Below are 23,410 nucleotides of genomic sequence, written 5' to 3'. Positions count from 1 at the left end.
GGTATAAAGAACGTCATGCAGAGTCGAAGGCGAAGCATGACGTTCTTTATAATCCGCTTAACGATGCTCGTAGCGGTGCTGAGCTTCCCAACGGGCTTTTTCAGCGGGCGTTACGCGGTGCTTTTTATCGAAACCGTAGTTGAAATTACGGTCGTTGCGACGGTCGTAGTCGGAACCCCGGTCATCGTCGCGGCGGTCATTGCGGTGCTGGGCTTCCCAGCGGGCTTTTTCGGCGGGGGTTACGCGATGCTTCTTATCGAAGCCGTAGTTGAAGTCCCGGCTGTTACGGTCGTCATATTTGTTGTATTCGCGGCGGTTACGGTCATCGTCGCGGTGGTCGGGGGCCGGAGCGGCCAGCGCAGCAGTAGACGACAGCAGGCCAAAAGCAGCGACAAGGGAAAGCAGGGAGGTTTTCATGATAATGCGGAAAAAGGAAGTGGAAGAAAAAAGCTGTTTACCGCGTGACAAGGGGCTTTCTGTTGGAGTTAAGCGCTTGTATTCCCACTTGCAAGCCTAGTGCCTAACCGCTGCCAACCCGGCCAATATCCTCACTTTACTCTTCCGGCTCCGCACTTTATTCTACCAACTCCGGATATTCTTCCACCGAAATCATACGGCACAGAAAGGGCGGAGAAGCTACGGCCGCCAAACCTGCTTCCCCGCCCCGCTGCCGTGGGCAGCATTCCCCGACTGTCTTACAGCAGCCCTACTCCGGCCCCGGCCAGTTCCTCCCGTACTGCCTCGGGCCAGATGCTCACCTGCACCTCCCCAATGTGGCCTTTGCGCAGCATAAACATGCACACCCGGCTCTGCCCGATACCGCCACCAATGCTCTGCGGCAGCTCATCCTTTAGTAAGCGGGAGTGAAACGACAGCTCCTGCCGGTCTTCGCAGCCGCGCAGGGCCAGCTGCCGCACCAACGCCTGCTTATCCACTCGGATGCCCATCGACGATACCTCAAAGGCCGTTTGCAGCACCGGATGCCACAGCAGAATGTCGCCGTTGAGGCCCCGGTAGCCGCTGGCAGTTTCGGTGCTCCAGTCGTCGTAGTCGGGGGCGCGGCCGTCGTGGGGCTCTCCGTGGCTTAGCTCGTGCCCAATGCCCATCAGGAATACCGCGCCATACTGCTTTGTAGCCTCGTGCTCCCGCTCCTTGGGCGTGAGCGTGGGGTATTGCTTCAGGAGGTCTTCGGCGTGCAGGAAGGTGATTTTGCCGGGCAGCACCGGCGTAATTTCCGGGTATTCAGTAGCTACGCGGGCTTCCGTAGTTTTTAGCGCCGCGTAAATGCGCTCCACGGTGGCCTGCAGAAACTCCGGGGTACGCTGCTCGGGCAGGATGTGTTTTTCCCAGTCCCACTGATCCACGTAAATGGAGTGGATGGGCGAGTACTCCTCATCGGGGCGCAAAGCGCGCATATCCGTGAGCAGGCCCCGGCCGGCCTCAATACCAAGTTCCTGCAGGCGCACCCGCTTCCATTTGGCCAGGGAGTGCACCACCACTGCGCGGCGCTCATCCAACGCCTTAATGGGGAAGCCTACGGGGCGCTCAATTCCGTTCAGGTCGTCGTTGATGCCGGTACCATCCAGCACGGCTATCGGCGACGATACCTTGCTCAACTGCAGTTGCGTGCTGAGTTCTTTGGCGAAGATTTCCTTTACAAAGCCGATGGCTTCTTCTGTTTTTAATAATTCCTGCGCAGTCATGGCAATTATTATGTACGGTTTTTGAAATGGTTTTTATTTTCGAAAAGGCACACGAATTCCTGTCTCCCCTGCGGGAGTTATTTTTTAGAAATTCGTAAACACTTTGTGCGCAACTGGTGGAGTTGGCGGCCGGCCGCTTCACGCATCGGGCTGGCCATTGGGCACAAAAAAAGCCTTCCGGGTTGCGGAAGGCTTTGAAAGAAAATCAGTTAGTGATTTTTCAGTTCTCCAATGGAGCAATAGCCTTCCAGTCCCGAATAAGATTATTATTCGAGTTATTATTCTGGAGATTATTGCGGAAATGACGCATGGTTGAAGTCAGTTTTTCGCCTGATGTATGCAAGTATAGAAAACCTAATTTAAAATACCAAAAATTGCCGCAATATTATTTTCGTCGTTTTTATTCACGACGGCTCGATTTCTAGCCGTACACTGCCGTATACAGGATTTATTCAGTTTCGCCGGTCAAGGCGTCGCGCACGTCGCGCACGGCCTGCACTACGGATAAAGGCACCGGCGCATCGGGTTTGAGCAGGCGCAGCAGCCGCAGGTATTTGGCCCGGCCCTCGTTGCGCAGCAGCGGCGGTACTTCGTACACAAACACTTTGAAGGGCTCCACCTTCTGCACCCCTACCAGCAAAAACCGGTCGGCTTGCAGAGCATCAGCGTAAAAAGCGGCCTGCCGGTCGTAGTCGTATTGCGAACATTGCTCCACGAAGTGGTTATGGTCGCGGGCCATGGTGGTTTTGAAGTCGATGATGGTGTAGGGCTGGCCGGGCTGGTCCACCACCAAATCGGCGCGCAGCTTGCAGAGCGTATCCGTGACGGGCTCCGTGAAAATGCAGCTGGGCTCGGGCGTACCGGCTTCCAGCAGCGCATTTACCTCCGAATTTAGCTTCACGCCTTCCACCATCCACCACACCAGCGTATCGTTGATTCCCGGCTCGCCGGGCTGGTATAAATCGGGTTCCAGCAGGGCCGTATGAAACGCCGTACCCAGGCCCAAAGCGCCACCGACACTATTGTGCGGGCGGGGTGGGCGGCCATTCAGAGCGTCCCGGAGGCGGGAAAGGTCGGAGTTAGCAATAGCCGGCAGGGCGCGGTAATCGTCGTATGGAATCCGGAGTAGGTCGGGGCGGGCGGGGGTAGTGGTTGGCTCAGTCACGTAAGGAGAACAGCGGAAGCCTGGAAAAGGCTCCGGGAAAGAAGGCAGAATCGGGTTTGGGTATGGGAGTATACGGCTTTTTCCGGAAACTCCGGGCGCAATACCGCAGCCTCAAGGTAGCGCCCAGCCAAGCTGGGCGCTACCTTCTTGGCAATTTACTGCGGGCTGCTGGGTTCCTGGTTGGCCCGTTCCCCGGTTTCTTCGGGCATTTCGTACTCGCCTACCCGGCCGTACTGCCGCTCCCGCTGAATGCCTTTGTCCTCGCCGTAAGGGTGGCCGCCGAAGCCGTGGCGCATCATGGCAATGGCCTTGGCCCAGGTATGGTCTTTGTCGCGGGAGGTGAAAAGCTGCATCACCGACTGGGTGATGACCGGAATGGGTACTTCCATGTGCAGGGCGTCAGCTACCAACCAGTTTACCTCGCCGGTGTCTTCAATGTAGCTCGGCACGTTGAAACCGTTTTCCTCGTCGTACATCTTCTTCATGAGTTCCACTAGCCAGCTGCGCACCACCGAGCCGTTGTTCCACAGGCCCAGGATGGCGCTGATATCCAGCTTTTCGCGGAAGTGCGTGAGCATGCCCATCCCCTCCCCGATGGCCTGCAGCATGCCAAACTCAATGCCGTTGTGCACCAGCTTCACGTAGTGGCCGGTGCCGGCCAAGCCGGTGTGCAGGAAGCCGCCAGGCACGGCCGTCTCCACGAAAAAGTCCTTGAGCTGATTTACGGCCGCTTCGTCGCCGCCCACCATATAGCAGGCGCCGGTGCGGGCTCCGCCAGGGCCACCACTGGTGCCGCAGTCAATGAAGTACAGGCCTTTTTCTTTAAGTCGGGCCGCCCGCCGGATGGAGTCGCCCCAGTAGGAGTTACCCCCGTCCACGATGATGTCGCCCTCTTCCAGATGAGGCTGCAGCTGCTCAATGAGGCCATCCACAGCGGCCCCGGCTGGAATGTACAAAAACACTTTGCGCGGGCGGTGCAGCTTTTGCACCAGCTCCTCGATACTGCTCACCACGTGCAGGTTCTCCGTTTCCAAGTCGGGGCGCGGGTGCAGGTCCATACCGATTACGGGGTAGCCTTTTTCGGCGGCTTGCCGGGCTAAGCCCGCGCCCATTTTCCCGAGGCCGATGACGCCTATTTGGGTTTTGCTCATGTCGTTGATAGTGTTGAGAGGAAGAAAGGATATGAGTGAATGCGGCAGCAGACATCACCCGGTTTTGCGGGCAATGACGCGGGCGGGGGCACCATCGGCACCAGCAATTTTGAGGGGCAGGCAAATCAGTTCGTACTCACCGGGCTCGGCGTGCTGCAGGGCTATGCCTTCAATCACGCTGATGCCGGCTTCCAGCAGAATGTGGTGGGTATCGGCGGGGCCGACGGAGAGGTAATCAACCCCCACGCACACCACACCCTGGTCGCGGAGCCACTCGGCGGCATCGGCCCGCACCCGCACAAAATCGGGGTTGAAGGGTCGGGTGGCCCACTCCTGCCAGGAGTTGCGGGTTTTGAACAGCACCCGGCTACCCGGCTGCAATTGCAAATGCTCAATTTCCGGTTTGGTGATAAACTGCTCGTGCTCAATGGCCACTACCTGGGCCGGACCCATCAGAGTCGTCAAATCTAGTTTCGTTACGTCGTCGCCATCCTTGAGAAAATGGAGCGGCGCATCTACGTGGGTGGCCGTGTGCACGCTCAGGCTCATTTCCGTCACGTTGGCGGCGTCGCCGCGGGCAATGCTGAGCGTTTTGCGGATGTGTACCGGCGCGTTGTCGGGCCAATAGGCCATGCCGTCGGAAATGGTGGTGGTGAAATCAAGCCAGGCCATAGGTTCAGTTGTGTGTTGTGAGTTGCCGGTTGCCAGTTGTGGGGTAATAGCTGTCAGTAGTTACTGACTCGCAACTGGAAACCCGTAACTGGAAACTCATTCGTCGGGGTGGCGGGGCTGCAGGAGTTTGGCAATGAGGCCCGTCCAGCCAGTTTGGTGGCTGGCGCCGAGGCCGCAGCCCGAGTCACCGTGGAAGTACTCGTGAAAGAGCAGGTAGTCGCGGAAGTGGGGGTCGTTCTGTAGCTGCTTATCGGAGCCAAAGCAGGGCCGCTGGCCCGCCTCATTGCGCAGAAACAGCCCCGTAAGCCGCTGGGTAAGGGCCTGCGCTATTTCCAGAATGGTAGAGTAGCGGCCTGAGCCCGTGGGGTATTCTACTTTGAACTCGGGGCCGTAGTAGTGGTAAAACCGCTGCAGCGACTCGATTAGCAGGAAGTTCATGGGCATCCACACGGGGCCGCGCCAGTTGCTGTTACCACCAAACAGGCTGGTGGTGGATTCGCCCGGCTCGTAATCAACCACGGCATTTACGCTGCCATCCTGCTGAAACACGAACGGATGCTCCCGGTGGTAGCGCGACAGGGCCCGCACCCCGTATTCCGACAGAAACTCGGCCTCATCGAGCATCCGGCGCAGCAGCAGTTTCATGCGGTGACCACGCAGCAAACTCAGTAAGTGAGTCTGGCCCTTGCCCGACTCCTGCCAGCGGCTCACCAGGGCCGCCAGCTCTGGCCGGTGGTCCAGAAACCAGTTGAGCCGGTGCACAAAGCGGGGTACATCCTGCAGGGTGTCGGTGTCCAATACTTCCACCGCAAACAGGGGAATGAGGCCCACCATGGAGCGGATGCGCAACGGGAAACGGCCGTTTTCGGGGGTGTTTAGCACATCGTAGTAGAAGCCGTCTTCGTCGTCCCACATGTCAATTTTCTGGTCGGCCATGTTGGTCATGGCCTGGGCGATGTAGAGGAAGTGCTCGAAGAACTTGCTGGCCAAATCCTGGTACACGGGGTTGGTGCGGGCCAACTCCAGGGCAATGCGCATCATGTTCAGGGCAAACATGGCCATCCAGGCGGTACCATCGGCCTGCTCAATGTAGCCGCCGGTGGGCAGCGGGGCGCTCCTATCGAACACGCCGATGTTATCGAGGCCCAGAAAGCCGCCCTCAAACACGTTGCGGTTGTTGCGGTCCTTGCGGTTTACCCACCACGTGAAGTTCAGCAGCAGGCGATGGAAGATACTTTCCAGAAACACTGTGTCACCTTGGCCCCGCTGCTTTTTGTCCATTTTGTACACCCGCCAGGTGGCCCAGGCGTGTACCGGCGGGTTCACGTCCTCCAGCTTCCACTCATAGGCCGGCAGTTGGCCGTTGGGGTGCATGTACCAGTCGCGGCAGAGCAGGTGGAGCTGGTTTTTGGCAAAATCAACATCCACCATGGCCAGCGGAATGCAGTGAAACGCCAAGTCCCAGGCCGCATACCACGGGTACTCCCACTTATCCGGCATCGAGATGATGTCGGCGTTATTCAGGTGCTGCCAGGTGTGGTTCCGGTTGTGCCAGCGGCTTTCAGGCGGAGTTGGCAGAGCAGGGTCACCGCGCAGCCACTCAGCCACATCGTAGTAATAGAACTGCTTGTTCCAGAGCATACCGGCCAGGGCCTGCCGTTGCACAAGGCGGGCATCGGGGCTGTCGATACCGGTTTGCAGGGCCAAGTAGTAGGCATCGGCCTCGGCTTTCCGCTGGGCCACAATAGCAGCAAAATCAGTAAACGGTGCCGCCAGTCCGGGAGCAGCCAGCCGCACCCGCACCACCCGGCTTTCCCCGGGCGGCACTGTCAGCTGGTAGTGCAGGGCTGCCTTGGTACCCTGCCGCTCGGGGTTTACGGCCGTGCGCTGGCCCTGCACCACGTAGTCGTTGATGCTATCCTTGCAATACGGGGTGGCATTGGGCACACCGTAGAGCCGTTGGGTATTGGTCTCGTTGTCACAAAATACCGCATCAGCAGATTGGCCGTCGGGTTCATCATAATAAAGCTGCAGGGCCGGCAGGTTGCCGTGGTCAACGCAAATGACACCTCCGGCCTCTACCCGCAGCTGGGGTACCTGCGCCGTATAGCCCCAGGCCCAGGTATTCCGAAACCACAGTTGCGGCAGCACGTGCAGCGGTGCCTCCTGGGGTCCACGGTTGTGTACTGTTATCTGCAGAAGCAGGTCTTCGGGCCCGGCTTTGGCGTATTCCAGGAATATATCGAAGTACCGGTTCTCTTTGAACACGCAAGTATCCAGAAGCTCAAACTCTGGCTTCTGCCGACTGCGGCGGGCATTTTCCTGCACCAGCCAATCGTACGGAAACGCGTGCTGCGGATATTTGTACAGCATCCGCATGTAGCTGTGCGTGGGCGTATTGTCGAGGTAGTAATATAGCTCTTTGACATCCTCGCCGTGGTTGCCCTCCGGCCCGCTTAGGCCAAACAGCCGCTCTTTCAGAATTGGGTCCTGCCCATTCCAGAACGCCGGCGCCAGGCACAGGAACTGGTGTTCGTCGCACACGCCCCCAATCCCCTCCTCGCCCCAGCGGTAGGCGTAGCTGCGGGCCATATCGTGGGTGGTATAGGTCCAGGGCTGGGAATCGGCCGAGTAATCCTCGCGCACCGTGCCCCACTGCCTGTCCGATACGTAGGGCCCAAACCGGTGCCAGGCCGCCTCGCCCTCCTGGGCTTGCTGCTGCCGTTGCTGCTCTTCCGTCATTTCTTATGCGTTGCCAGTTGTGCCTTACCAGTTGCCGGTTGCGAGTAGCCAGCTGCTACATGTTGCATGAACTGACAACTCGCAACTGGTAACTCGTCCTTCAACCGTTGTCGGCGAAACCGGGGTACAGGGTCATGCCCCCATCGGCAAACAGGGTCGTACCCGTCACGTAGTCCGATTCGTCGGAGGCCAGCCACACGGCCACTTTACCAATGTCGGCGGGTTCGCCAATGCGGCCGTAGGGAATCAGCGTCAGCAGGTTTTTCTCTTCCTCGGGCGTATCCCGAGCCGTGAGGTTGATAGGCGTAGCAATGGCTCCCGGCCCGATGCTGTTCACGCGGATGCGCTGGGGAGCCAATTCCTGGGCCATGCTTTTCATGAGTTGCATGATGCCGCCTTTGCTGGTAGCGTAGTTCACGTGGCCGGCCCACGGAATCACCTCATGCACCGAGCTCATGCAGATAATCTTACCGGTGGCTTTGGAGATTTCTGGCTGCGGCCCCCGCCGCACAAACTCCCGGGCGGCCTCCCGGGCGCACAAAAACTGCCCCGTCAGGTTCACGTTGATGACGTTCTGCCACTTCTCCAGCGTCATATCCAGAAACGGGGAGTCGTCCTGAATGCCGGAATTATTAACCAAAATGTGCAGCGTACCGCACTTCTCCCGGATTTCTTTGAACATGGCCAGCACCTCGTCTTCCTTGCTCACATCGGCGTGCACGGCGTAGGCCTTGCCCCCGGCCTCCTCAATCCTCTTGACTACCTCGGCCGCGCCTTCCGGGCTGTGCGAGTAGTTCACAAACACGGTGGCGCCCTCGGCGGCCAGGGCCTCGGCCACGCCGGACCCAATGCCGGAGCTGCCGCCCGTCACCAAGGCTATCTGATTCTCTAATCGGCCGGTAGATGCTGAGTTAGTCATACTGGTTGAGTTGTCAGTTTCACTAGCTAGACTGCCATTGCCGGGCTTTAGTTACATGGATTTTTGATGAAGCATTGATTATCAATATTTTACATATAAAATATTTTCTCTTTCACACAAAAACCCCAACCACTCATCTCCTATATGAATGGTTGGGGTTTTTGAATTGGTGGCACGCGCCGGATTAGAACTCTAGCCCTACTGCCAGCCGCCGCCCAGGGCCCGGTACACATTCACCGAGGCGTTGAGCTGCTGCATCTTGGTTTCGATGAGGTCGAACTTTGATTCCAAGGCGTCGCGCTGGGTGAACAGCACCTCCGTATAGTCGGCGCGGGCGTAGTTGAACAGGTTGTTGGAGATGTTGATGGACTGGTTCAGGGCCTGCACCTCCTTAGCCTTGGCATCGTAGCTGCGCTGCAGATTCTGGATGTTGGAGAGCTGGTTGGCCACTTCCACGTAACCGTTCAGAATCGTGCGTTCATACTCAAACACGGCTTGCGTCTGGCGGGCGTTAGCCGAGTAGTACAGGGCCTTGATGCCGTTGCGGTTGATGAGGGGAGCCACTGCGTTGCCGGCAATGGTCAGCAGCATCGACTCGGGCGCATTCACCAGCAACCCCGGGCGGAAGGCCTGGAAGCCGGCCGCCGCGTCGATGCTCAGGCGGGGGTAGAAGTTGGCCCGGGCCACCGTTACGTCCAGCTTAGCGGCGGCCAGGTTCTGCTCGGCTTGGCGGATATCCGGGCGGTTTTGCAGTAGCTGGGCGGGCACGCCGGCCTGCACGGCTTTGGGCACCAGGTCAATGAAATTGGCCGAGTTGCGGGCCACCGGCTGCGGATACCGGCCCACCAAAAAGTTGATGCGGTTTTCGGTTTCCGTGATGCGCTGCTGAATGGTGTACTGCCGGGCCGTGGTGTTCTGCACCTGCGCCTCGAAACGCTGCACGGCCAGCTCGGTGGTACGAGCGGCATCTTTCTGCATGCGCACCGCCTTCAGCGCGTTGGTCTGAATGTCGATGTTCTGCTTCAGGATGGCCAGCTGGTTATCCAGGGCCAGCAGCTCGTAGTAAGAGGTGGCAATTTCGGCTACCAGGTTGGTGGCCGTGAAATTCCGACCTTCTACCGACGCCAGGTAGCGCGAAGCCGCCGCCTTTTTGGCGTTGCGCAGCTTGTGCCAGATGTCCACCTCCCAGCTGGCAAAGGCACCAACCTGGAAGTTGGTGAGCGGGTCGGGGGTGCGCTGCGAGGGACGAATGTCGATGTTCTCCTCCGTAGCGCCCTGAATGGTGTAGCGGCCCACCCGGTCGGCGGCGGCCTGGGCCCCCAGGTTCACGAACGGCAGGTACTCGCCCTTGCGGATGCGCACTTCCTGCCGGGCCAGCTCAATTTCCTGCTGGGTGATGTTCAGCTCCTGGTTGCGCTGCAGGGCCGTATCGATGAGGGCCACCAGGTTGGGGTCGGTGAAGAATGTGCGCCACTGCACCCGCGCGGCGTTGCCGGTTGAGTCTTGGGCGGTGCCGGTAAAGGCTACCGGCACCACTTTGTTTTCCTGTTTCTGGACCAGAGTCGGCGTTTTGCAGCCGGCGACGGCCAACGTAAGGGCAGCCGCGCTCAGACTCTGGTAAATGCGTGATTTAAGCATACGACTCGGTTTCTTCCACTACTACCCGCTGCTCGAAGGCCTCGGATACGGGATACTCGTTTTCGTCTTGGATGAGTTTGCGACCCTCGGCCAGCGAGCCGAAGATGTAATACAGGCCGGGCACCACAATCACCCCGAACACGGTGCCGAAGAGCATGCCGCCCAGGGCCGCCGTACCAATGGTGCGGTTGCCAATGGCCCCCGCGCCGTGGGCAATTACCAGCGGAATCAGACCGGCAATGAAGGCGAAGGAGGTCATCAGAATAGGGCGGAAACGCACCTTGGCACCTTCCACAGCCGCGTCCCGCACCGACATGCCTTCCTCGTGCTTCTGCACCGCGAATTCCACAATCAGTACCGCGTTTTTCCCCAGCAGGCCCACCAGCATTACCAGCCCCACCTGGGCGTAGATGTTGTTGGCCAGGCCCATGGTTTTGATGAGCAGGAAGGAGCCGAAAATACCGGCCGGCAGGGAGAGGATAACCGACAGCGGCAGCAGGAAGCTCTCGTACTGCGCGGCCAGCACCAGGTACACGAAGGCCAGTACCACCAGGAAGATGGAGATGGCCTCGTTGCCCCGGCTCACCTCGTCCTTCGACAAGCCGCCCCAGTCGATGTCGTAGCCGCGGGGCAGGGTTTTGGCTGCCACTTCCTGCACCGCCTTGATGGCCTCACCCGAGCTGTAGCCGGGAGCCGCGTCGCCGCGGATGGAGGCGGTGGGGTACATGTTGTAGCGGTTGATTTCGTTGGCGCCCTGGCCCTTCACAATCTTCATGAAGGCCGAGAAGGGGACCATTTCGCCCTTGTCGTTCTTCACCCACATGTTCAGGATGTCGGAGGGCAGCCGGCGGTACTCCGGCGATGCCTGCACGAACACCTTGAAGAAGCGCTGATACTTGATGAAGCCCAGCTCGTAGGTGGAGCCCACCATGATGCTCAGCGTGTTCATGGCGTTGCCGATGCTCACGCCCTTCTGCATGGCCAGCTGGTTGTCAATCTGCAGCTCGTACTGGGGGTAGTTGGCCGAGAAGAAGGTAAACAGCCCGGCCAGCTCCTTGCGCTTTTTGAGCTCCTTCATGAAGTCCTCGTTCACCTGCTCCAGCGCCTTATAGTCGCCGGTGGCGGTTTTATCGAGCAGCTGCAGCTGGAAACCACCCGCCGCGCCGTAGCCCGGTACTGCTGGCGGCTCGAAGAACTCGATGGTCGCGCCGGGAATTTCCTTGGCCTTCTCTTCCAGGCCCATCACAATGTCGTGGATGCTCTGCTTGCGCTCATCCCAGGGCTTGAGGTCAATCAGTAGGGTACCGGCGTTGGAGCCGCGGCCCTCGGTGAGTACCTCGTAACCAGCCAGCGAGGAAATGCTTTCGATGCCGGGCACCTCCTTGGCCAGCTTGGAAAGCTGCTGCGAGAGGGCGTTGGTACGCTCCAGCGTGGAGCCGGGAGGCGTCTGAATAATGGCGTAGAGCATGCCCTGGTCTTCGGCCGGAATGAAGCCCGAGGGCAGCGTGGACGAAATACCGAAGATGCCCAGGCCAAACGCCAGCAGCACCGCGAAGGTGACGATGCGGCGGTCCACCACTTTCTCCAGGAAGCCCACGTAGCGGCCGGTCAGGCGCTCGAAGCCGCGGTTAAACCAGTCGATAAAGCGGTTGATGGGGGTTTTCTTCTTCGGGTGGCTCGGGTCGTGCTTTTTCAGAATCATGGCGCAGAGCACCGGCGTCAGCGTCAGGGCCACGATACCGGAAATCACAATGGACGAGGCCATGGTGATGGAGAACTGCCGGTAGAAAATCCCCACCGGGCCACTCATGAAGGCCACCGGCACAAATACGGCCGTCATCAGAATGGTAATGGCAATAATAGCCCCGCTGATTTCGCCGATAACCTCGCGCACCGCCCCGTACGGGGATAAATGCTTCTCCTCCATCTTGGCGTGCACGGCCTCGACGACGACGATGGCGTCATCTACCACAATCCCGATGGCCAGTACCAGGGCAAACAGGGTAATCATGTTGATGGTCATCCCGAAGGCCTGCATGGCAATGAAGGCCCCCACCAGCGACACCGGCACGGCAATAATCGGAATCAGCGTGGAGCGCCAGTCGCCCAGGAACAGGAACACCACCAGGGCCACCAGAATAAAGGCGTCGCGCAGGGTGTGAATTACGTTTTCCGTGGAGGCGTCGAGGAAGCTCGATACGTCGTAGCTGATTTTGTAGTCCATGCCGGGGGGCATGGTTTTCTTCAGCTCGTCCAGCTTGTCCTTCACGCGCTTAATCACGTCGGAGGCGTTGGAGCCGTAGGTTTGCTTCAGCACGATGGCCGCCGAGGGGTAGCCGTCGAGGTTGGAGTAGATGTCGTAGAACTCGGAGCCCAACTCCACGTTGGCCACGTCCTTGAGGCGGAGCGTTTCACCGTTGGCGTTGGCCTTGATGATGACGTTCTTGTACTCCTCCACGTCGTTGAAGCGGCCCTTGTAGGTCAGCACGTATTCCAGCGCCGAGGCCTCCTTGCCGTCGGAGCGGCCGATACGACCCGGCGAGCCAATCACGCTCTGGTCGTTGAGGGCTTCCATCACGTCGTCGACCGACAGGTTGTAGGCCCGCATGCGGTCCGGCTTCAGCCACACGCGCATGGCGTACTGGCGGGAACCCAGAATGCTGGCCCGGCCAATACCGTCTATGCGCTGGATTTCGGGCAGCATGTTCACCCCGGCATAGTTGAACAGGTACCGCATGTCGGTATTCTTGTCCTTGCTGTACAGGTTCACATACATGAGCATGTTCGGCACCACGCGGTTTACCACCACGCCCTCGCGCTGCACCAGCACGGGCAGGCGGTTCAGGATTTGCGCAATGCGGGTGTTCACGTTCACTACCGCCTGCTCGGGGTCGGTGCCCAGGTTGAACACAATCTGGATGTTGGCTTCCCCGGCCGATACGGCGTCGGACGTCATGTACTTCATGCCGGGCACGCCGTTGATGGCCTGTTCCAGCGGAATCAGCACCGATTCGGTGAGCACCTTGGCGCTGGCGCCCGGGTACGCCGTGCTCACCATGACCATGGGCGGCGAAATCTCCGGGAACTGGGAGTTGGGCAGGGTATTGATAGCCAGGATGCCCAGGAATAGGATGACCACCGAAATAACGATGGCAAACACTGGCCGACGAAGGAATTTACTGAACATGAGCAGGGCTCTAAGTTTCTGGTTGCGCGTTTCTGGTTTCTAGTTGCCAGCCTTCGGTTACTAACTAGTAATCAGTAACTAAAAACCAGGAATTAGAAACTGGAAACGCTATTCCGAATAGGTTTTCAAGTGGGCTACCACCGACTTGGGCTCCTGGTAGGTGAAGTCGATTTTGTCGCCGTCCTTTACCTTGCGGATGCCTTCCAGCATAATTTTATCACTGGCTTTCAGGCCTGAGGAGATGATGTAGAGGTCGGGCATTTCCGAAGCCACGGTTACCTCCGTCTGGTGCACCCGGTTCTTGGCATCTACCACATACACGAACTTCTTCTCCAGTACCTCAAAGGTGGCTTTCTGCGGAATGATAACGGCGTGTTTCAGAGGTACCGTCATCAGCACCGAGCCGGTTTCGCCGTTGCGCAGCAAGCCTTTGGGGTTGGGGAAAGTGGCCCGGAAGGCAATGTTGCCGGTTTCGTTGTTGAAGTCGGCCTCAATGGTTTGCACCACACCGGGGTAGTTGAATACCTCGTTGTTGGCCATGCGCAGCTGCACGCGCATAGTGCTGTCGCCGTGCACGTGCTGCTTGTAGGCCAGGTACTCGGCCTCAGGCACGTTGTAGTACACCCACATCTTGCTGTTGTCGGAAAGCGTGGTCAGCAGGTCGCCCTCGTCCACCAACGAGCCCAGCCGGGCCTGAAAGTGGTCCATGATGCCGCTGAACGGAGCTTTAATGGTGGTGAAGCCCAGGTGGGTTTTGGCCAGGGCTACCTCGGCGTTGGCCTTCGCCAGCTTGGCCTTGGAAAGCGCCAACTCGCTGGAGGATACCACGTTGCCACTGGCCAGCTTCTGGGTATTCTGGTACTCAATATCCACAAACTTGGCTTCGGCCTCGGCTTTTTTCAGCTCGGCCTCATACAGCATGGGCATGATCTGGAACATCAGCTGGCCTTGGTGCACGCGCTGGCCTTCATCCACAAAAATCTTCTGCAGATAGCCCTTTTCCAGTGCCCGCACCTCGATATGCTGGAAGGCGTGAATCTGGGCCACGTAGTCCTTAGTAACCGTCGTGTCCTTCTGCAGAGGGCTCGTTACCAAAAACTTGATCTTTTCTTCTTTAACTTCTTCGTGTTGGGAGCAGCTAGTAATGCCGTACAAGATACCGGAGCTCAGGCACGTGAGCAGAATGGTTCTTTTCATTAGAACGATATGGAAAACCCTGAAAGATGACAATTGGATGGCGGCGTTACTTCACGGAAGCGAATGCCGGAAACGCCTGCTTTGATGCATTGTGGCAAAGCCACTGGCTAAACAGCTTTTCACTGGCGGCGCAAGACCAAAGCACAAACCTGCGTGTGTGCCGAATTGGTAATGAAACAGGTGATGCCGGTCTGCGAGTGAAAGCGGGAACAGGAAGAAATCTGCCGTTGCTGCATTGCGTCTATTGGATGCTTGATGGCACAAAACAACCATCAGCACATGAAGACGATATGAAGCATATGAACCTGCCCCATGTATTTCGTCCGATTTACGCCGCCGCCTCCTACTTCCTTCCCGAGCTGCATTGACAACAAAAAGCCCCGCTTGCGCGATGCAAGCGGGGCTTTTTGAGTGATTCCGCTGGGATTCGAACCCAGGACCCATACATTAAAAGTGTATTGCTCTACCAGCTGAGCTACAGAATCAGTTCCATTCCAGAAGCCGAGTGCTTTTCGGAAGGGAGTGCAAAAGTAGAGGAAGTATTATTTACCTGCAACTCAAATCATACATTTTAATACCCTACATCCACCTCCTGATCATAAATGACTGAACGACAGAATAATTATTTTTCTTTCACATCATACCTCTAAACAAAAGTTTACCCTGACGCAACCTTAATCACACATTACGGATCATCCCTTTGCCAACTGCCCTATTCCTGTGTTTCCTCTCAGTGCATGGTAATTATTCTTACACTATAACAAATGGCCGCCTTGGATATCCAAGGCGGCCATTTGCTTTTGGGCTCAGTATGTAGCTTAAAGCTTCGCCATTTCGTCGCGCACGAAATCGGCTAGGGTGCGCAGGTATTCGGTGCTGAAATCGAAGCGGATGTTGGCCGCGGCGTAAATCTCGCCGATGGGGGCAGTGTAGCCCAGGGCGAGGGCGCGCTGGTAGCCTTGCAGAGCCTCTTGGGGGTTGCGGCGGAAATTGCGCCACACGGCAATAGCGCCCAACTGCGCCATGGCGTACTCAATGTAATAGAAGGGCACTTCGTAGAGGTGAAGCTGCTTTTGCCACAAGTATGGCTTGATGTGTTCCAGACCCTTCCAACTCACGGTGCGCTGGTTGAACTCATCAAATAGCTGCACCCAACGCTGGTGGCGCTCGGCCTCAGTGTGGGTGGGGTTTTCATACACCCAGTGCTGAAACTTATCAATGGTGGCTACCCAGGGGAAGGTTTCCAGTACGCTTTCGAGGTGGGTTTTCTTGGCGCGGCGTAACTCGGCGGGGTCCGTAAAGAACACGTCCCAGTGGTCCATGCTGATGAGTTCCATACTCATGGAGGCCAGCTCGGCTACTTCAGATGGCGGGTGCTTATCGGCACCGAGGGGCAGGCGGCGCGTCAAAAAGCTGTGCACGGCGTGGCCGCCCTCGTGCAGCATCGTTACCACGTCGCGCAGGGAGCTGGTGGCATTCATGAAAATGAACGGCACGCCGGTTTCATCTAGCGGGTAATTGTAGCCGCCGGGAGCTTTGCCTTTGCGGCTTTCCAGGTCGAGGTTGCCCATCTGGCGCATGGTGCGCAGGCACTGGCCCAGGAAGGGGTCGAGGCGGTCGAAAACGGTGATGGTTTTTTCCAGTAGTTCCTCGCCAGTTTCAAAAGGCCGTAGCGGTGCCTCACCGGAGGGGTCTACGTCCAGGTCCCAGGGGCGCAGCTCGGCCAGGCCCAAATCCTGCCGCCGCTCCAAGTCCAGGTCGTCGATGAGGGGCACCACGGTTTCGCGGATGGCCTGGTGGAAATTCATCGTATCCTGGGGCGTGTAGTCGAAGCGGCCCAGGGCGGCAAACATATAGTCGCGGAAGTTGGCGAAGCCGGCATTCACAGCTACCTGGTGGCGCAGGGCAATGAGGCTGGTAAATAGCTCATCCAAGGGCTTGGCATCCTGCAGGCGGCGCTCCTGAATGGCCCGCCAGGCCGTTTCGCGTAGGGTGCGGTCGGGGTTCTTGAGGCGGTCGGCAGCGCGAGGCAGCGTCATTTCCTCCCCATCCAGCGTGACCGTCATGGCCCCGGCAATGGCCGCGTATTGCTGCTGCTGGGTGCTGATTTCGGTTTTAAGCGGAATATTCTCGGCCCGGTAGATATCCAGCGCCTGCTTTACCGAGCGGATGAACACGCGGTAACGGGCGGGGTCCAAGCCGGACAGAAACTCCGAACCTATCATCTTCTCGTTGAGGGCGTGGTCGTAGGGAGCTACGTTGGGCTCAATCTCGCTTACAAAGTATTGGAAGGCTTCGCTGCGGCCCTGGTCTTGGGTGTCGCAGGTCATACGGATGTAGCGCCAGGCCAAATCCTCACTCAGCACGGCTTCCAGCTCCGAGCGGTCCAGCAGCCAGCGTTCCAGTTCAGCCGCCGAGTTGATGGCCCGGTCGCGCAGCTCCACGAAGTACGGCTCAATGGCAGCCCAATCGGTAACGGTGAAGGATTCGGGGAGCAGGTGCCGGGGCGGCCGTTGCGTGTCCGTGGCTACATCGGCAGCAGGAGCGGAATAGGTCATGAGCGGAAAAGGAAATCAGGTAAATCGGACGAGTGAAAGTCCCAAAGGGGTAATACCCCAATTGGTGGACAGGGGTTGAGCAAAAGGCAAAAGTTGTGCTGGTTCACATCATGTCAGCTGCAATGGCAAGTGGTCTGCCAGAATGCCAACGCTGCCGTAAGCTCAGCACTAGGGGTGTAAGAACGGAAAAGACCGTCGAACTATAACAGTCCAACGGTCTTTCGGATTAAGCCGACAACCGAAATACTCGGATTTGCCTAGTCAATTTCGATTACCACGTCGCTGGTGAGCGGGTGGCTTACGCATACCAGCACGTAGCCCTGCTTCATTTCGGCATCCGACAAACCCTCCCGCTCATCGAGGTGCACTTTGCCGCTGAGGCACTTGCCGCGGCAAGCCGTGCACAAGCCAGCTTGGCAGCTGTAGGGCAGGTCGATATCCTGGTCGAGGGCAGCTTCCAGAATGGTCTGGCTGGGCTCCACGGCAAACTGGTACTCGGCGCCTTCATACTGAATGGTAACGGTGCGGGTCTTAATGGTGCCGTCGTCGTCAGCGGCCGATACGTCGCCGTGGCCGTTGGGCTGGGCGGCAGCCGTTTCAGCCGAGTCGGCGGCGGCCACGAAACTCTCGCGGCGGATGCGGCTGGCAGGCACGGCCAGCAGCTCCAGGGCGGCCTGGGCTTCGGTCATCATGCCATCGGGGCCGCAGAGGTAGTACTCGGCCTGGGTCGCCGGCACCCCGCGCTGCTCCAGAATGCGCAGCAGGGTGGTGCGGTTGAGGCGGCCGGTGTGCTTGTGCTCGGCGGAGGAGCGCAGCGGCTGGCTGAACACGTGCTCCACCTGCAGACGGCCGGTGTACTGCTGCTCCAGCTGCTGCAGCTGCCGGGCAAAAATCACCGAGTCCTCGTTGCGGTTGCCGTACACCAGCAGCACCTGGCTCTGCGGCTCCTCGCGCAGCACCGCCTTCAGCATGCTCATCAGCGGGGTGATACCCGAGCCGGCCCCCACCAGCACGATGGAGCGGGCAGCGCCGGGCTGGGGCGTGAGCGTGAAGTTGCCCAGCGGAGCCATTACCTCCAGCTGCTGGCCCACGCGCACCGTGTCGAGCAGGTAGTTGCTCACCAGGCCGCCCTGCACGCGCTTCACCGTAACGGCCAGGCGCGGGGCTTCGGCGGGGGTACTACTGAGCGAATAGGCCCGACGCTCCTTTTTGCCACCGGGGCCGCAGGGCAGAATCAGGGTCAGAAACTGGCCGGGCTGGCTGGCAATGGACTGCCGGTCGGGCCGCTCGAAGTGAATGGTTACCGCGTCGGAGGTTTCCTGGGTCAGGTCAACTACGTTCAGCGTCAGGTAAGGGCTACTCATATCGGGAGAGAATTGAAATCGGAGCAAAAGCGAATCAGGCCGCAAAAATACAGGATTATGTAGCGTAGCACGTAGCTTGCCGGTGGTACAGTTTTTTGGGATTCCGTTGCTTTGCTCCCCTGAACCCGCAGATCATCCTTCGCTTCCTGTATAGCCAGCCATTTCCGTTCCTCCGCTTCTGCCATTAACATGTCTTCCATCCACTCCCATCCTTCCTCATCTCTCTCCGCCCTGCTGGAGCGCCATCAGCATGAGTTTGGTCCGGTACTGCCCGTTGACCTAAGCGCCCCGGATGTGGCCCGCCTTGATTTCACCGCCGCCAACCCGTTGCTGCAGGATGCCGACCTGCGCGACACGCCCGCTTTTGAGGAGTTAGTAGCCCGGCTGCTGGAAGCCCAGAACGCGCATATCGGCGTAGGGGGCTATTTGGAAAACCGAATAATTTACCGCCGCAGCCCCGGCTTGTTCGGCAACCCCGCCGTGCCGGCCCGCTCCCTCCACCTGGGCGTGGATGTGTGGCTGCGGGCCGGTACGCCCGTGCTGGCTCCGCTGCCGGCCGTGGTGCACAGCGTGCAGGACAACGACAACTTCGGCGACTATGGCCCCACCGTTATCCTGCAGCACCAGCTCGAGGATACCACGTTCTACACCCTCTACGGCCACCTCAGCCGCCGCGAAACACTGCTGCTGCGCCCCGGCATGCACATTGAAACAGGCGACACGTTCACCGAAGTAGGCCCTGCCCCCGAAAACGGCGACTGGCCGCCCCATCTGCACTTCCAGGTTATGGCTGACCTTGAAGGTCGTTCCGGCGACTTTCCCGGCGTAGGCCTAGTAGCAGAGCGGGAAAAGTGGGCCGCTCTCTGCCCCGACCCGAACCTAATTCTGCAGAGCAAGTGGCTGGTGTAGGCTACACTGTCTTTTCAAGTAAAAAGGCCCACCGTTAGTAATGGCGGGCCTTTTTACTTGAAATGCAGTTTACCACTACGTTAATCGAACTTGATGGCCACCACCGGCTTGATGCGCGCAATCAGGTAGGTAGGGATGAGCACGGCCAGCAGGGAGGTGAGGAAGGTAGCCGCGTTGAGCACCACGATGATGAAAGGGTCCCAGTGAATCGGCACCCGGTCCATGTAATAGTTCTCAGGGTCAAGGGGAATGGGGTGAAAGAAGTACTGGATGGCGCAGAAGCCCAGCCCGATAAGGTTGCCGTAGAGCATGCCCCGCAGCGTGAGGCTTAGCCCCCGGAAGAAGAACATGCTCCGAATCTGGTTGTCGGTGGCCCCGATGGCCTTGAGCACCCCAATCATGTTGGTGCGTTCCAGTATCATGATGAAGATAGTAGCCACCATGTTAAACGTGGCCACGAAGATGATCAGAATCAGGAAGATGACCACGTTCCGATTCAGCAGCTGCAGCCAGTCGAATAGCTGGGCGTATTGGTCGGTAATCTTGTCCAGCTTCAGGTCGTAGCGCAGGTTTTCGTAAATGTTGTCGGCTACGGGGTCAAGGCGGTTGAAATCCTTCAGCGTTACTTCCATGCCGCCCACCAGAGAATCGGGCCAGGCGTTGAGCTGCCGTACCTGGCCAATATCCCCGATAACGTAGGCTTCGTCGAACTCATCGAGGCCGGTTTGGTAGATGCCGCTGATGGTAAACTGCCGCACCCGGGGCGGGTTCTGAATGAAGTAGAACAGGGCTTTGTCGCCGGGCTTGAGGCGCAGCTTGTCGGCCACTTTGCGGGAAAGCAATACCTCGTTGCTGGCGGCCGTATCGGTGAAGGTGATGAACTTACCGGCCACCAAGTTCTGCCGCATCGGCGACTTGCTGGCCTTCTCGTCAATGCCTTTCAGCACCACGCCCAGTACCTCATCCTTGGTTTTAATGATGGCCGTTTTACGTGCGAAGGGCTGCATGGACACCACCTGCGGGTTGCGGCGCAGCTCCTGTACCAGCCGCGGGCCGGCAATGGGCTCTACCTCCAGCGAGTTGTTGGTATCGTACTTGCTGATCTGCAAATGCGAGCCGAACGAGAAGATCTTGTTCTGGATTTCGTTGCGAAACCCCTCCAGAATGGCAAACGATACCACCATCACCGCCAGCCCCATGGCAATGCTGATGATGGCTATCTTTGTCACCGACGAGGTAAATGACCCGGCATCGGCCCCGTCAATCTTGTTAGATATGTACTGCGAGACGTTCACTGGCGTAAAGCTAGATGAATCCCGGTAGTTTCCCATCCTTCCTGCCCGCCTATGTACTCCTTCCTGCCCACGGGCCTGCTCAGCCTGTCCTTGCTCCTCACCGACTGCGCCCGGCCGCCCCAATCGACCGCCACAACTGCTGCTTCCACGCCTGCGGATGCGCCGTTGCGCCAAACGGTAGCCTCGCCACCGCAGGTGCTGCTGCCGGCCGCCAGCCCCCTCCAAATGGGCGCGGACCAGTTCGATAAATATCTGCCGCTGCTGAAGGGCAAGCGGGTGGCGGTGGTGGTAAACCAGACGGCCCGGGTGGGTTCGTCGTTTCTGGTAGATACGCTGCTGGCCAAAGGCGTGGGAGTAAAGGTGATTTTCGGGCCGGAACACGGGTTTCGGGGCGAAGCGGCCGACGGAGCCACCATCAAGGATGGCAAGGATGCCCGTAGCGGCCTGCCCGCGCTGAGCTTATACGGCGCCACCAAAAAACCGACGCCCGAAATGCTCAAGGATATCGACGTACTGGTGTTCGATATTCAGGACGTGGGGGCCCGCTTCTACACGTTCATCAGCACCATGCACTACGTGATGGAAGCCGCCGCCGAGCAGAACAAGGAGGTAATTGTACTGGACCGTCCCAACCCCAACGGCTGGTACGTGGACGGGCCGGTGCTGGAGCCGGCCTTTAAAACCTTCGTGGGGATGCACCCCATTCCGGTGGTGCACGGCCTCACGGTGGGCGAGCTGGCCCGCATGATTAACGGCGAGAAATGGCTGGCCGGCGGCAAGCAGTGCAAGCTCACGGTCATTCCAGTGGCCGGCTACACCCACAGCACCCGCTACGAGCTGCCGGTGCGTCCCTCTCCTAACCTGCCCACCCCGCACTCGGTGGCACTCTACCCCAGCCTGTGCTTGTTTGAAGGTACCGATGTAAGTGTAGGCCGGGGCACTGCCTTGCCGTTTGAGGTGATTGGCGCGCCCACCCAGCCCAGCAGCCGGCCCTATAGCTTTACGCCCAGCCCCAACCCCGGCTCTACCTCCCCGCCCCAGAACGGCAAGCTCTGCTACGGCCAGGATTTGCGGCAGGTGGGCGACATCGGCTTCACCCTGCGCTACCTGCTGGATTATTACCAGCAAAGCACCAACAAGGAGAAATTCTTCCTCTCCGACCAGGGCTTCGACCGGCTGATGGGCAACGCCACCGTGCGCCAGCAAATCATGGCCGGCAAGTCGGAGGCCGAAATCCGCCAGGGCTGGGAGCCGGGGCTGACGGCGTACAAGGCCATGCGCAAGAAGTACCTGCTGTACCCCGATTTCAAGTAATTCCATTCAACTGTCCTGCTAAGCACACACCGCAGTATTTTGCTGGGGTGGTGCGCTTGGTGGGATATTTCATATCAAGATGACGTCACCGCTTCGCATCATTTTTATGGGTACCCCCGAGTTTGCGGTGCCCACGCTGGAAGCCCTGCTGGGCTGGGAAGGCTGCCAGGTGGTAGCCGTACTCACGGCCCCCGATAAGCCCGCGGGCCGGGGCCGGCAGCTGCAGGGCTCGGCTGTGAAGCAAGCCGCCGAAGCCCACGGTCTGCCCGTGCTGCAACCCACTAACCTGAAGTCGCCGGAGTTTCAGGCGGAGCTGAAAGGCTATGCGGCCGATTTGCAGGTGGTGGTGGCCTTCCGGATGCTGCCCGAGGCGGTGTGGAACATGCCACGGCTGGGCTCCATCAACATCCATGCCTCGCTGCTGCCCCAGTACCGCGGGGCGGCGCCCATCAACTGGGCCCTCATCCGCGGCGACACCCAGACGGGCGTAACCAGCTTCTTCCTGCAGCATGAAATTGACACCGGCAACCTCATTTACCAGGATGCCGTGGACATTGCCCCGGAGGATGATTTCGGCTCGTTGTACGAGAAGCTGAAAGCGGCCGGCGCGGCCCTGGCCCTGCGCTCGGTGCAGGCCATTGCGGCCGGCACGGCCCCCAGCGTGCCGCAGCAGAACCTGCCGGAGCTACGGCCCGCCCCCAAGCTCACGAAAGAAACCGGACGGCTTAATTTCACCGAGTCGGCGCCGGCGCTGGCTAACCGGGTACGGGGCCTCTCCCCTATCCCCACGGCCTTCACCCAACTGCCCGACGGCCGCACGCTCAAAATCTTCAAAGCCCAGCCCCTCGATGACGAGGAAGCCAGCGGCCCCGACCAAGGCGGCGCGGGCCGCTGGTTCACCGATGGCCGTACTTACCTGCGCATCCAAACCGGCAACGGCCTGCTCGACCTGCTCGACGTGCAGCTGGAAGGCAAGAAGCGCATGCCCGTCGCCGATTTCCTGCGCGGTTTTGACGCGAAGCTGTTGTAACCAGCAGAGCAACCCACTACAGAACGTCATGCAGAGCGAAGCATGCTATTTCCTACTTTACCATCACACCGCATGACCGCACTCGTTGTAGCCGTGGCCGATAACGGCGTTATCGGGGGCGAAAACCGTCTGCTCTGGCATTTGCCGCTGGATCTGAAGCACTTTAAGCAGCTCACGCAGGGCCACCCAATTGTTATGGGTCGCAAGACCTACGAAAGCATTGGCCGGCCGCTGCCTAACCGCCGCAACATTGTAGTTACCCGCCAGGCAGATTGGCAGGCCGAAGGCTGCGAAACGGCAGCCTCGGTACCTCAGGCCCTGGAACTAGCCCATACCTCCGATGAGCAGGTGCTCGTAATCGGGGGTGGCGAAATTTACCGCCAGGCCCTACCCGCAGCCGATGTGGTGTACCTAACCGAAGTGCACCATGCCTTCGAGGGCGACGTAACTTTTCCAGATTTGTCTCCCGCCGAGTGGCGCGAAGAAACCCGGGAACGGCACGAACCCGACGAAAAACACGCTTACGCCTTTAGCTTCGTTACACTCCGGCGGCGGTAAGCAGTGAG

The 23,410-nt window shown here is 59.0% G+C and carries 18 protein-coding genes and 1 tRNA gene; 5 read left to right on the top strand and 14 right to left on the bottom strand.

The genetic code is table 11. The features are described 5' to 3' along the window. Positions 1-57: 57 nt before the first annotated feature. The 10 genes from LF252_RS02555 to LF252_RS02510 form a co-directional block, all read right to left on the bottom strand. Positions 58-417 (bottom strand): hypothetical protein, encoded by a 360-nt coding sequence (locus LF252_RS02555; RefSeq protein WP_226267098.1) that lies wholly within the window; start codon positions 415-417, stop codon positions 58-60. A gap of 278 nt (positions 418-695) precedes the next feature. Next, entirely contained in the window at positions 696-1,703 is a 1,008-nt protein-coding gene (gene asnA / locus LF252_RS02550; RefSeq protein ID WP_226267096.1) for an aspartate--ammonia ligase, read from the bottom strand. A 448-nt stretch (positions 1,704-2,151) separates the two neighbouring features. After that, the gene (locus LF252_RS22955; protein WP_226267094.1) at positions 2,152-2,868 is read right to left on the bottom strand and encodes a PD-(D/E)XK nuclease-like domain-containing protein; all 717 of its coding nucleotides are present in this window, start codon (positions 2,866-2,868) and stop codon (positions 2,152-2,154) included. 155 nt (positions 2,869-3,023) lie between these two features. Further along, on the bottom strand, positions 3,024-4,019 hold the full coding sequence (locus LF252_RS02540; protein ID WP_226267093.1) for an NADP(+)-dependent, decarboxylating phosphogluconate dehydrogenase: 996 nt from the start codon (positions 4,017-4,019) through the stop codon (positions 3,024-3,026). A gap of 54 nt (positions 4,020-4,073) precedes the next feature. Continuing rightward, positions 4,074-4,691 (bottom strand): cyclase family protein, encoded by a 618-nt coding sequence (locus LF252_RS02535; protein ID WP_226267092.1) that lies wholly within the window; start codon positions 4,689-4,691, stop codon positions 4,074-4,076. Between the two features lie 96 nt (positions 4,692-4,787). Continuing rightward, positions 4,788-7,433 carry an MGH1-like glycoside hydrolase domain-containing protein gene (locus LF252_RS02530; RefSeq protein ID WP_226267091.1) on the bottom strand — a complete coding sequence of 882 codons (2,646 nt, stop codon included), beginning with the start codon at positions 7,431-7,433 and terminating at the stop codon, positions 4,788-4,790. Positions 7,434-7,533: 100 nt separating this feature from the next. Next, positions 7,534-8,352 (bottom strand): SDR family oxidoreductase, encoded by an 819-nt coding sequence (locus tag LF252_RS02525; protein WP_226267089.1) that lies wholly within the window; start codon positions 8,350-8,352, stop codon positions 7,534-7,536. 198 nt (positions 8,353-8,550) lie between these two features. Then, positions 8,551-9,990: a TolC family protein gene (locus LF252_RS02520; RefSeq protein WP_226267087.1), complete on the bottom strand. Its 1,440-nt coding sequence runs from the start codon at positions 9,988-9,990 to the stop codon at positions 8,551-8,553. Continuing rightward, the gene (locus tag LF252_RS02515; RefSeq protein WP_226267080.1) at positions 9,983-13,177 is read right to left on the bottom strand and encodes an efflux RND transporter permease subunit; all 3,195 of its coding nucleotides are present in this window, start codon (positions 13,175-13,177) and stop codon (positions 9,983-9,985) included. The genes LF252_RS02520 and LF252_RS02515 overlap by 8 nt, the downstream gene beginning before the upstream one ends. Positions 13,178-13,285: 108 nt before the next feature. Continuing rightward, on the bottom strand, positions 13,286-14,374 hold the full coding sequence (locus LF252_RS02510; RefSeq protein WP_226267078.1) for an efflux RND transporter periplasmic adaptor subunit: 1,089 nt from the start codon (positions 14,372-14,374) through the stop codon (positions 13,286-13,288). A 26-nt stretch (positions 14,375-14,400) separates the two neighbouring features. On the opposite strand from LF252_RS02510, the gene LF252_RS02505 reads away from it, so the two are divergent. Continuing rightward, positions 14,401-14,742, top strand: coding sequence for a hypothetical protein (locus LF252_RS02505; protein WP_226267075.1), 342 nt, complete (start codon positions 14,401-14,403; stop codon positions 14,740-14,742). Positions 14,743-14,786: 44 nt separating this feature from the next. Here LF252_RS02505 and LF252_RS02500 read toward each other — a convergent pair. The 3 genes from LF252_RS02500 to LF252_RS02490 form a co-directional block, all read right to left on the bottom strand. Further along, positions 14,787-14,859: transfer RNA gene (locus tag LF252_RS02500), tRNA-Lys, on the bottom strand. 333 nt (positions 14,860-15,192) lie between these two features. After that, on the bottom strand, positions 15,193-16,932 hold the full coding sequence (locus tag LF252_RS02495) for a M3 family oligoendopeptidase (RefSeq protein WP_226267073.1): 1,740 nt from the start codon (positions 16,930-16,932) through the stop codon (positions 15,193-15,195). 257 nt (positions 16,933-17,189) lie between these two features. Then, positions 17,190-18,296 carry a ferredoxin--NADP reductase gene (locus LF252_RS02490; protein ID WP_226267071.1) on the bottom strand — a complete coding sequence of 369 codons (1,107 nt, stop codon included), beginning with the start codon at positions 18,294-18,296 and terminating at the stop codon, positions 17,190-17,192. Between the two features lie 189 nt (positions 18,297-18,485). Between LF252_RS02490 and LF252_RS02485 the strand changes: the two genes are divergently transcribed. Then, the gene (locus LF252_RS02485) at positions 18,486-19,205 is read left to right on the top strand and encodes a peptidoglycan DD-metalloendopeptidase family protein (RefSeq protein ID WP_226267070.1); all 720 of its coding nucleotides are present in this window, start codon (positions 18,486-18,488) and stop codon (positions 19,203-19,205) included. 80 nt (positions 19,206-19,285) lie between these two features. On the opposite strand, the gene LF252_RS02480 is transcribed toward LF252_RS02485, so the two are convergent. Beyond that, entirely contained in the window at positions 19,286-20,500 is a 1,215-nt protein-coding gene (locus LF252_RS02480) for an ABC transporter permease (protein WP_226267068.1), read from the bottom strand. Positions 20,501-20,551: 51 nt separating this feature from the next. Here LF252_RS02480 and LF252_RS02475 point away from each other — a divergent pair, with 51 nt between their 5' ends. The 3 genes from LF252_RS02475 (at position 20,552) to LF252_RS02465 (ending at position 23,402) form a co-directional block, all read left to right on the top strand. Then, positions 20,552-21,814 (top strand): exo-beta-N-acetylmuramidase NamZ family protein, encoded by a 1,263-nt coding sequence (locus LF252_RS02475; RefSeq protein ID WP_226267066.1) that lies wholly within the window; start codon positions 20,552-20,554, stop codon positions 21,812-21,814. A gap of 79 nt (positions 21,815-21,893) precedes the next feature. Next, entirely contained in the window at positions 21,894-22,844 is a 951-nt protein-coding gene (gene fmt, locus LF252_RS02470; RefSeq protein WP_226267062.1) for a methionyl-tRNA formyltransferase, read from the top strand. Between the two features lie 72 nt (positions 22,845-22,916). Next, positions 22,917-23,402: a dihydrofolate reductase gene (locus tag LF252_RS02465; protein ID WP_226267061.1), complete on the top strand. Its 486-nt coding sequence runs from the start codon at positions 22,917-22,919 to the stop codon at positions 23,400-23,402. Positions 23,403-23,410: the final 8 nt, after the last annotated feature.

It is taken from the genome of Hymenobacter pini, from assembly GCF_020421205.1.
In the GTDB taxonomy this organism is placed as follows: domain Bacteria; phylum Bacteroidota; class Bacteroidia; order Cytophagales; family Hymenobacteraceae; genus Hymenobacter; species Hymenobacter pini.
Note: the sequence above shows the minus strand (reverse complement) of the source record. Positions and strands in the feature narration are given on the sequence as shown.

What these genes read in the sequence shown, in the direction of transcription:
- LF252_RS02555 (WP_226267098.1), bottom strand. Translation starts at nt 417, where the DNA reads ATGAAAACCTCCCTGCTTTCCCTTGTCGCTGCTTTTGGCCTGCTGTCG.
- asnA (WP_226267096.1), bottom strand. Translation starts at nt 1,703, where the DNA reads ATGACTGCGCAGGAATTATTAAAAACAGAAGAAGCCATCGGCTTTGTA.
- LF252_RS02540 (WP_226267093.1), bottom strand. Translation starts at nt 4,019, where the DNA reads ATGAGCAAAACCCAAATAGGCGTCATCGGCCTCGGGAAAATGGGCGCG.
- LF252_RS02535 (WP_226267092.1), bottom strand. Translation starts at nt 4,691, where the DNA reads ATGGCCTGGCTTGATTTCACCACCACCATTTCCGACGGCATGGCCTAT.
- LF252_RS02530 (WP_226267091.1), bottom strand. Translation starts at nt 7,433, where the DNA reads ATGACGGAAGAGCAGCAACGGCAGCAGCAAGCCCAGGAGGGCGAGGCG.
- LF252_RS02525 (WP_226267089.1), bottom strand. Translation starts at nt 8,352, where the DNA reads ATGACTAACTCAGCATCTACCGGCCGATTAGAGAATCAGATAGCCTTG.
- LF252_RS02520 (WP_226267087.1), bottom strand. Translation starts at nt 9,990, where the DNA reads ATGCTTAAATCACGCATTTACCAGAGTCTGAGCGCGGCTGCCCTTACG.
- LF252_RS02515 (WP_226267080.1), bottom strand. Translation starts at nt 13,177, where the DNA reads ATGTTCAGTAAATTCCTTCGTCGGCCAGTGTTTGCCATCGTTATTTCG.
- LF252_RS02510 (WP_226267078.1), bottom strand. Translation starts at nt 14,374, where the DNA reads ATGAAAAGAACCATTCTGCTCACGTGCCTGAGCTCCGGTATCTTGTAC.
- LF252_RS02505 (WP_226267075.1), top strand. Translation starts at nt 14,401, where the DNA reads ATGACAATTGGATGGCGGCGTTACTTCACGGAAGCGAATGCCGGAAAC.
- LF252_RS02495 (WP_226267073.1), bottom strand. Translation starts at nt 16,932, where the DNA reads ATGACCTATTCCGCTCCTGCTGCCGATGTAGCCACGGACACGCAACGG.
- LF252_RS02490 (WP_226267071.1), bottom strand. Translation starts at nt 18,296, where the DNA reads ATGAGTAGCCCTTACCTGACGCTGAACGTAGTTGACCTGACCCAGGAA.
- LF252_RS02485 (WP_226267070.1), top strand. Translation starts at nt 18,486, where the DNA reads ATGTCTTCCATCCACTCCCATCCTTCCTCATCTCTCTCCGCCCTGCTG.
- LF252_RS02475 (WP_226267066.1), top strand. Translation starts at nt 20,552, where the DNA reads ATGTACTCCTTCCTGCCCACGGGCCTGCTCAGCCTGTCCTTGCTCCTC.
- fmt (WP_226267062.1), top strand. Translation starts at nt 21,894, where the DNA reads ATGACGTCACCGCTTCGCATCATTTTTATGGGTACCCCCGAGTTTGCG.
- LF252_RS02465 (WP_226267061.1), top strand. Translation starts at nt 22,917, where the DNA reads ATGACCGCACTCGTTGTAGCCGTGGCCGATAACGGCGTTATCGGGGGC.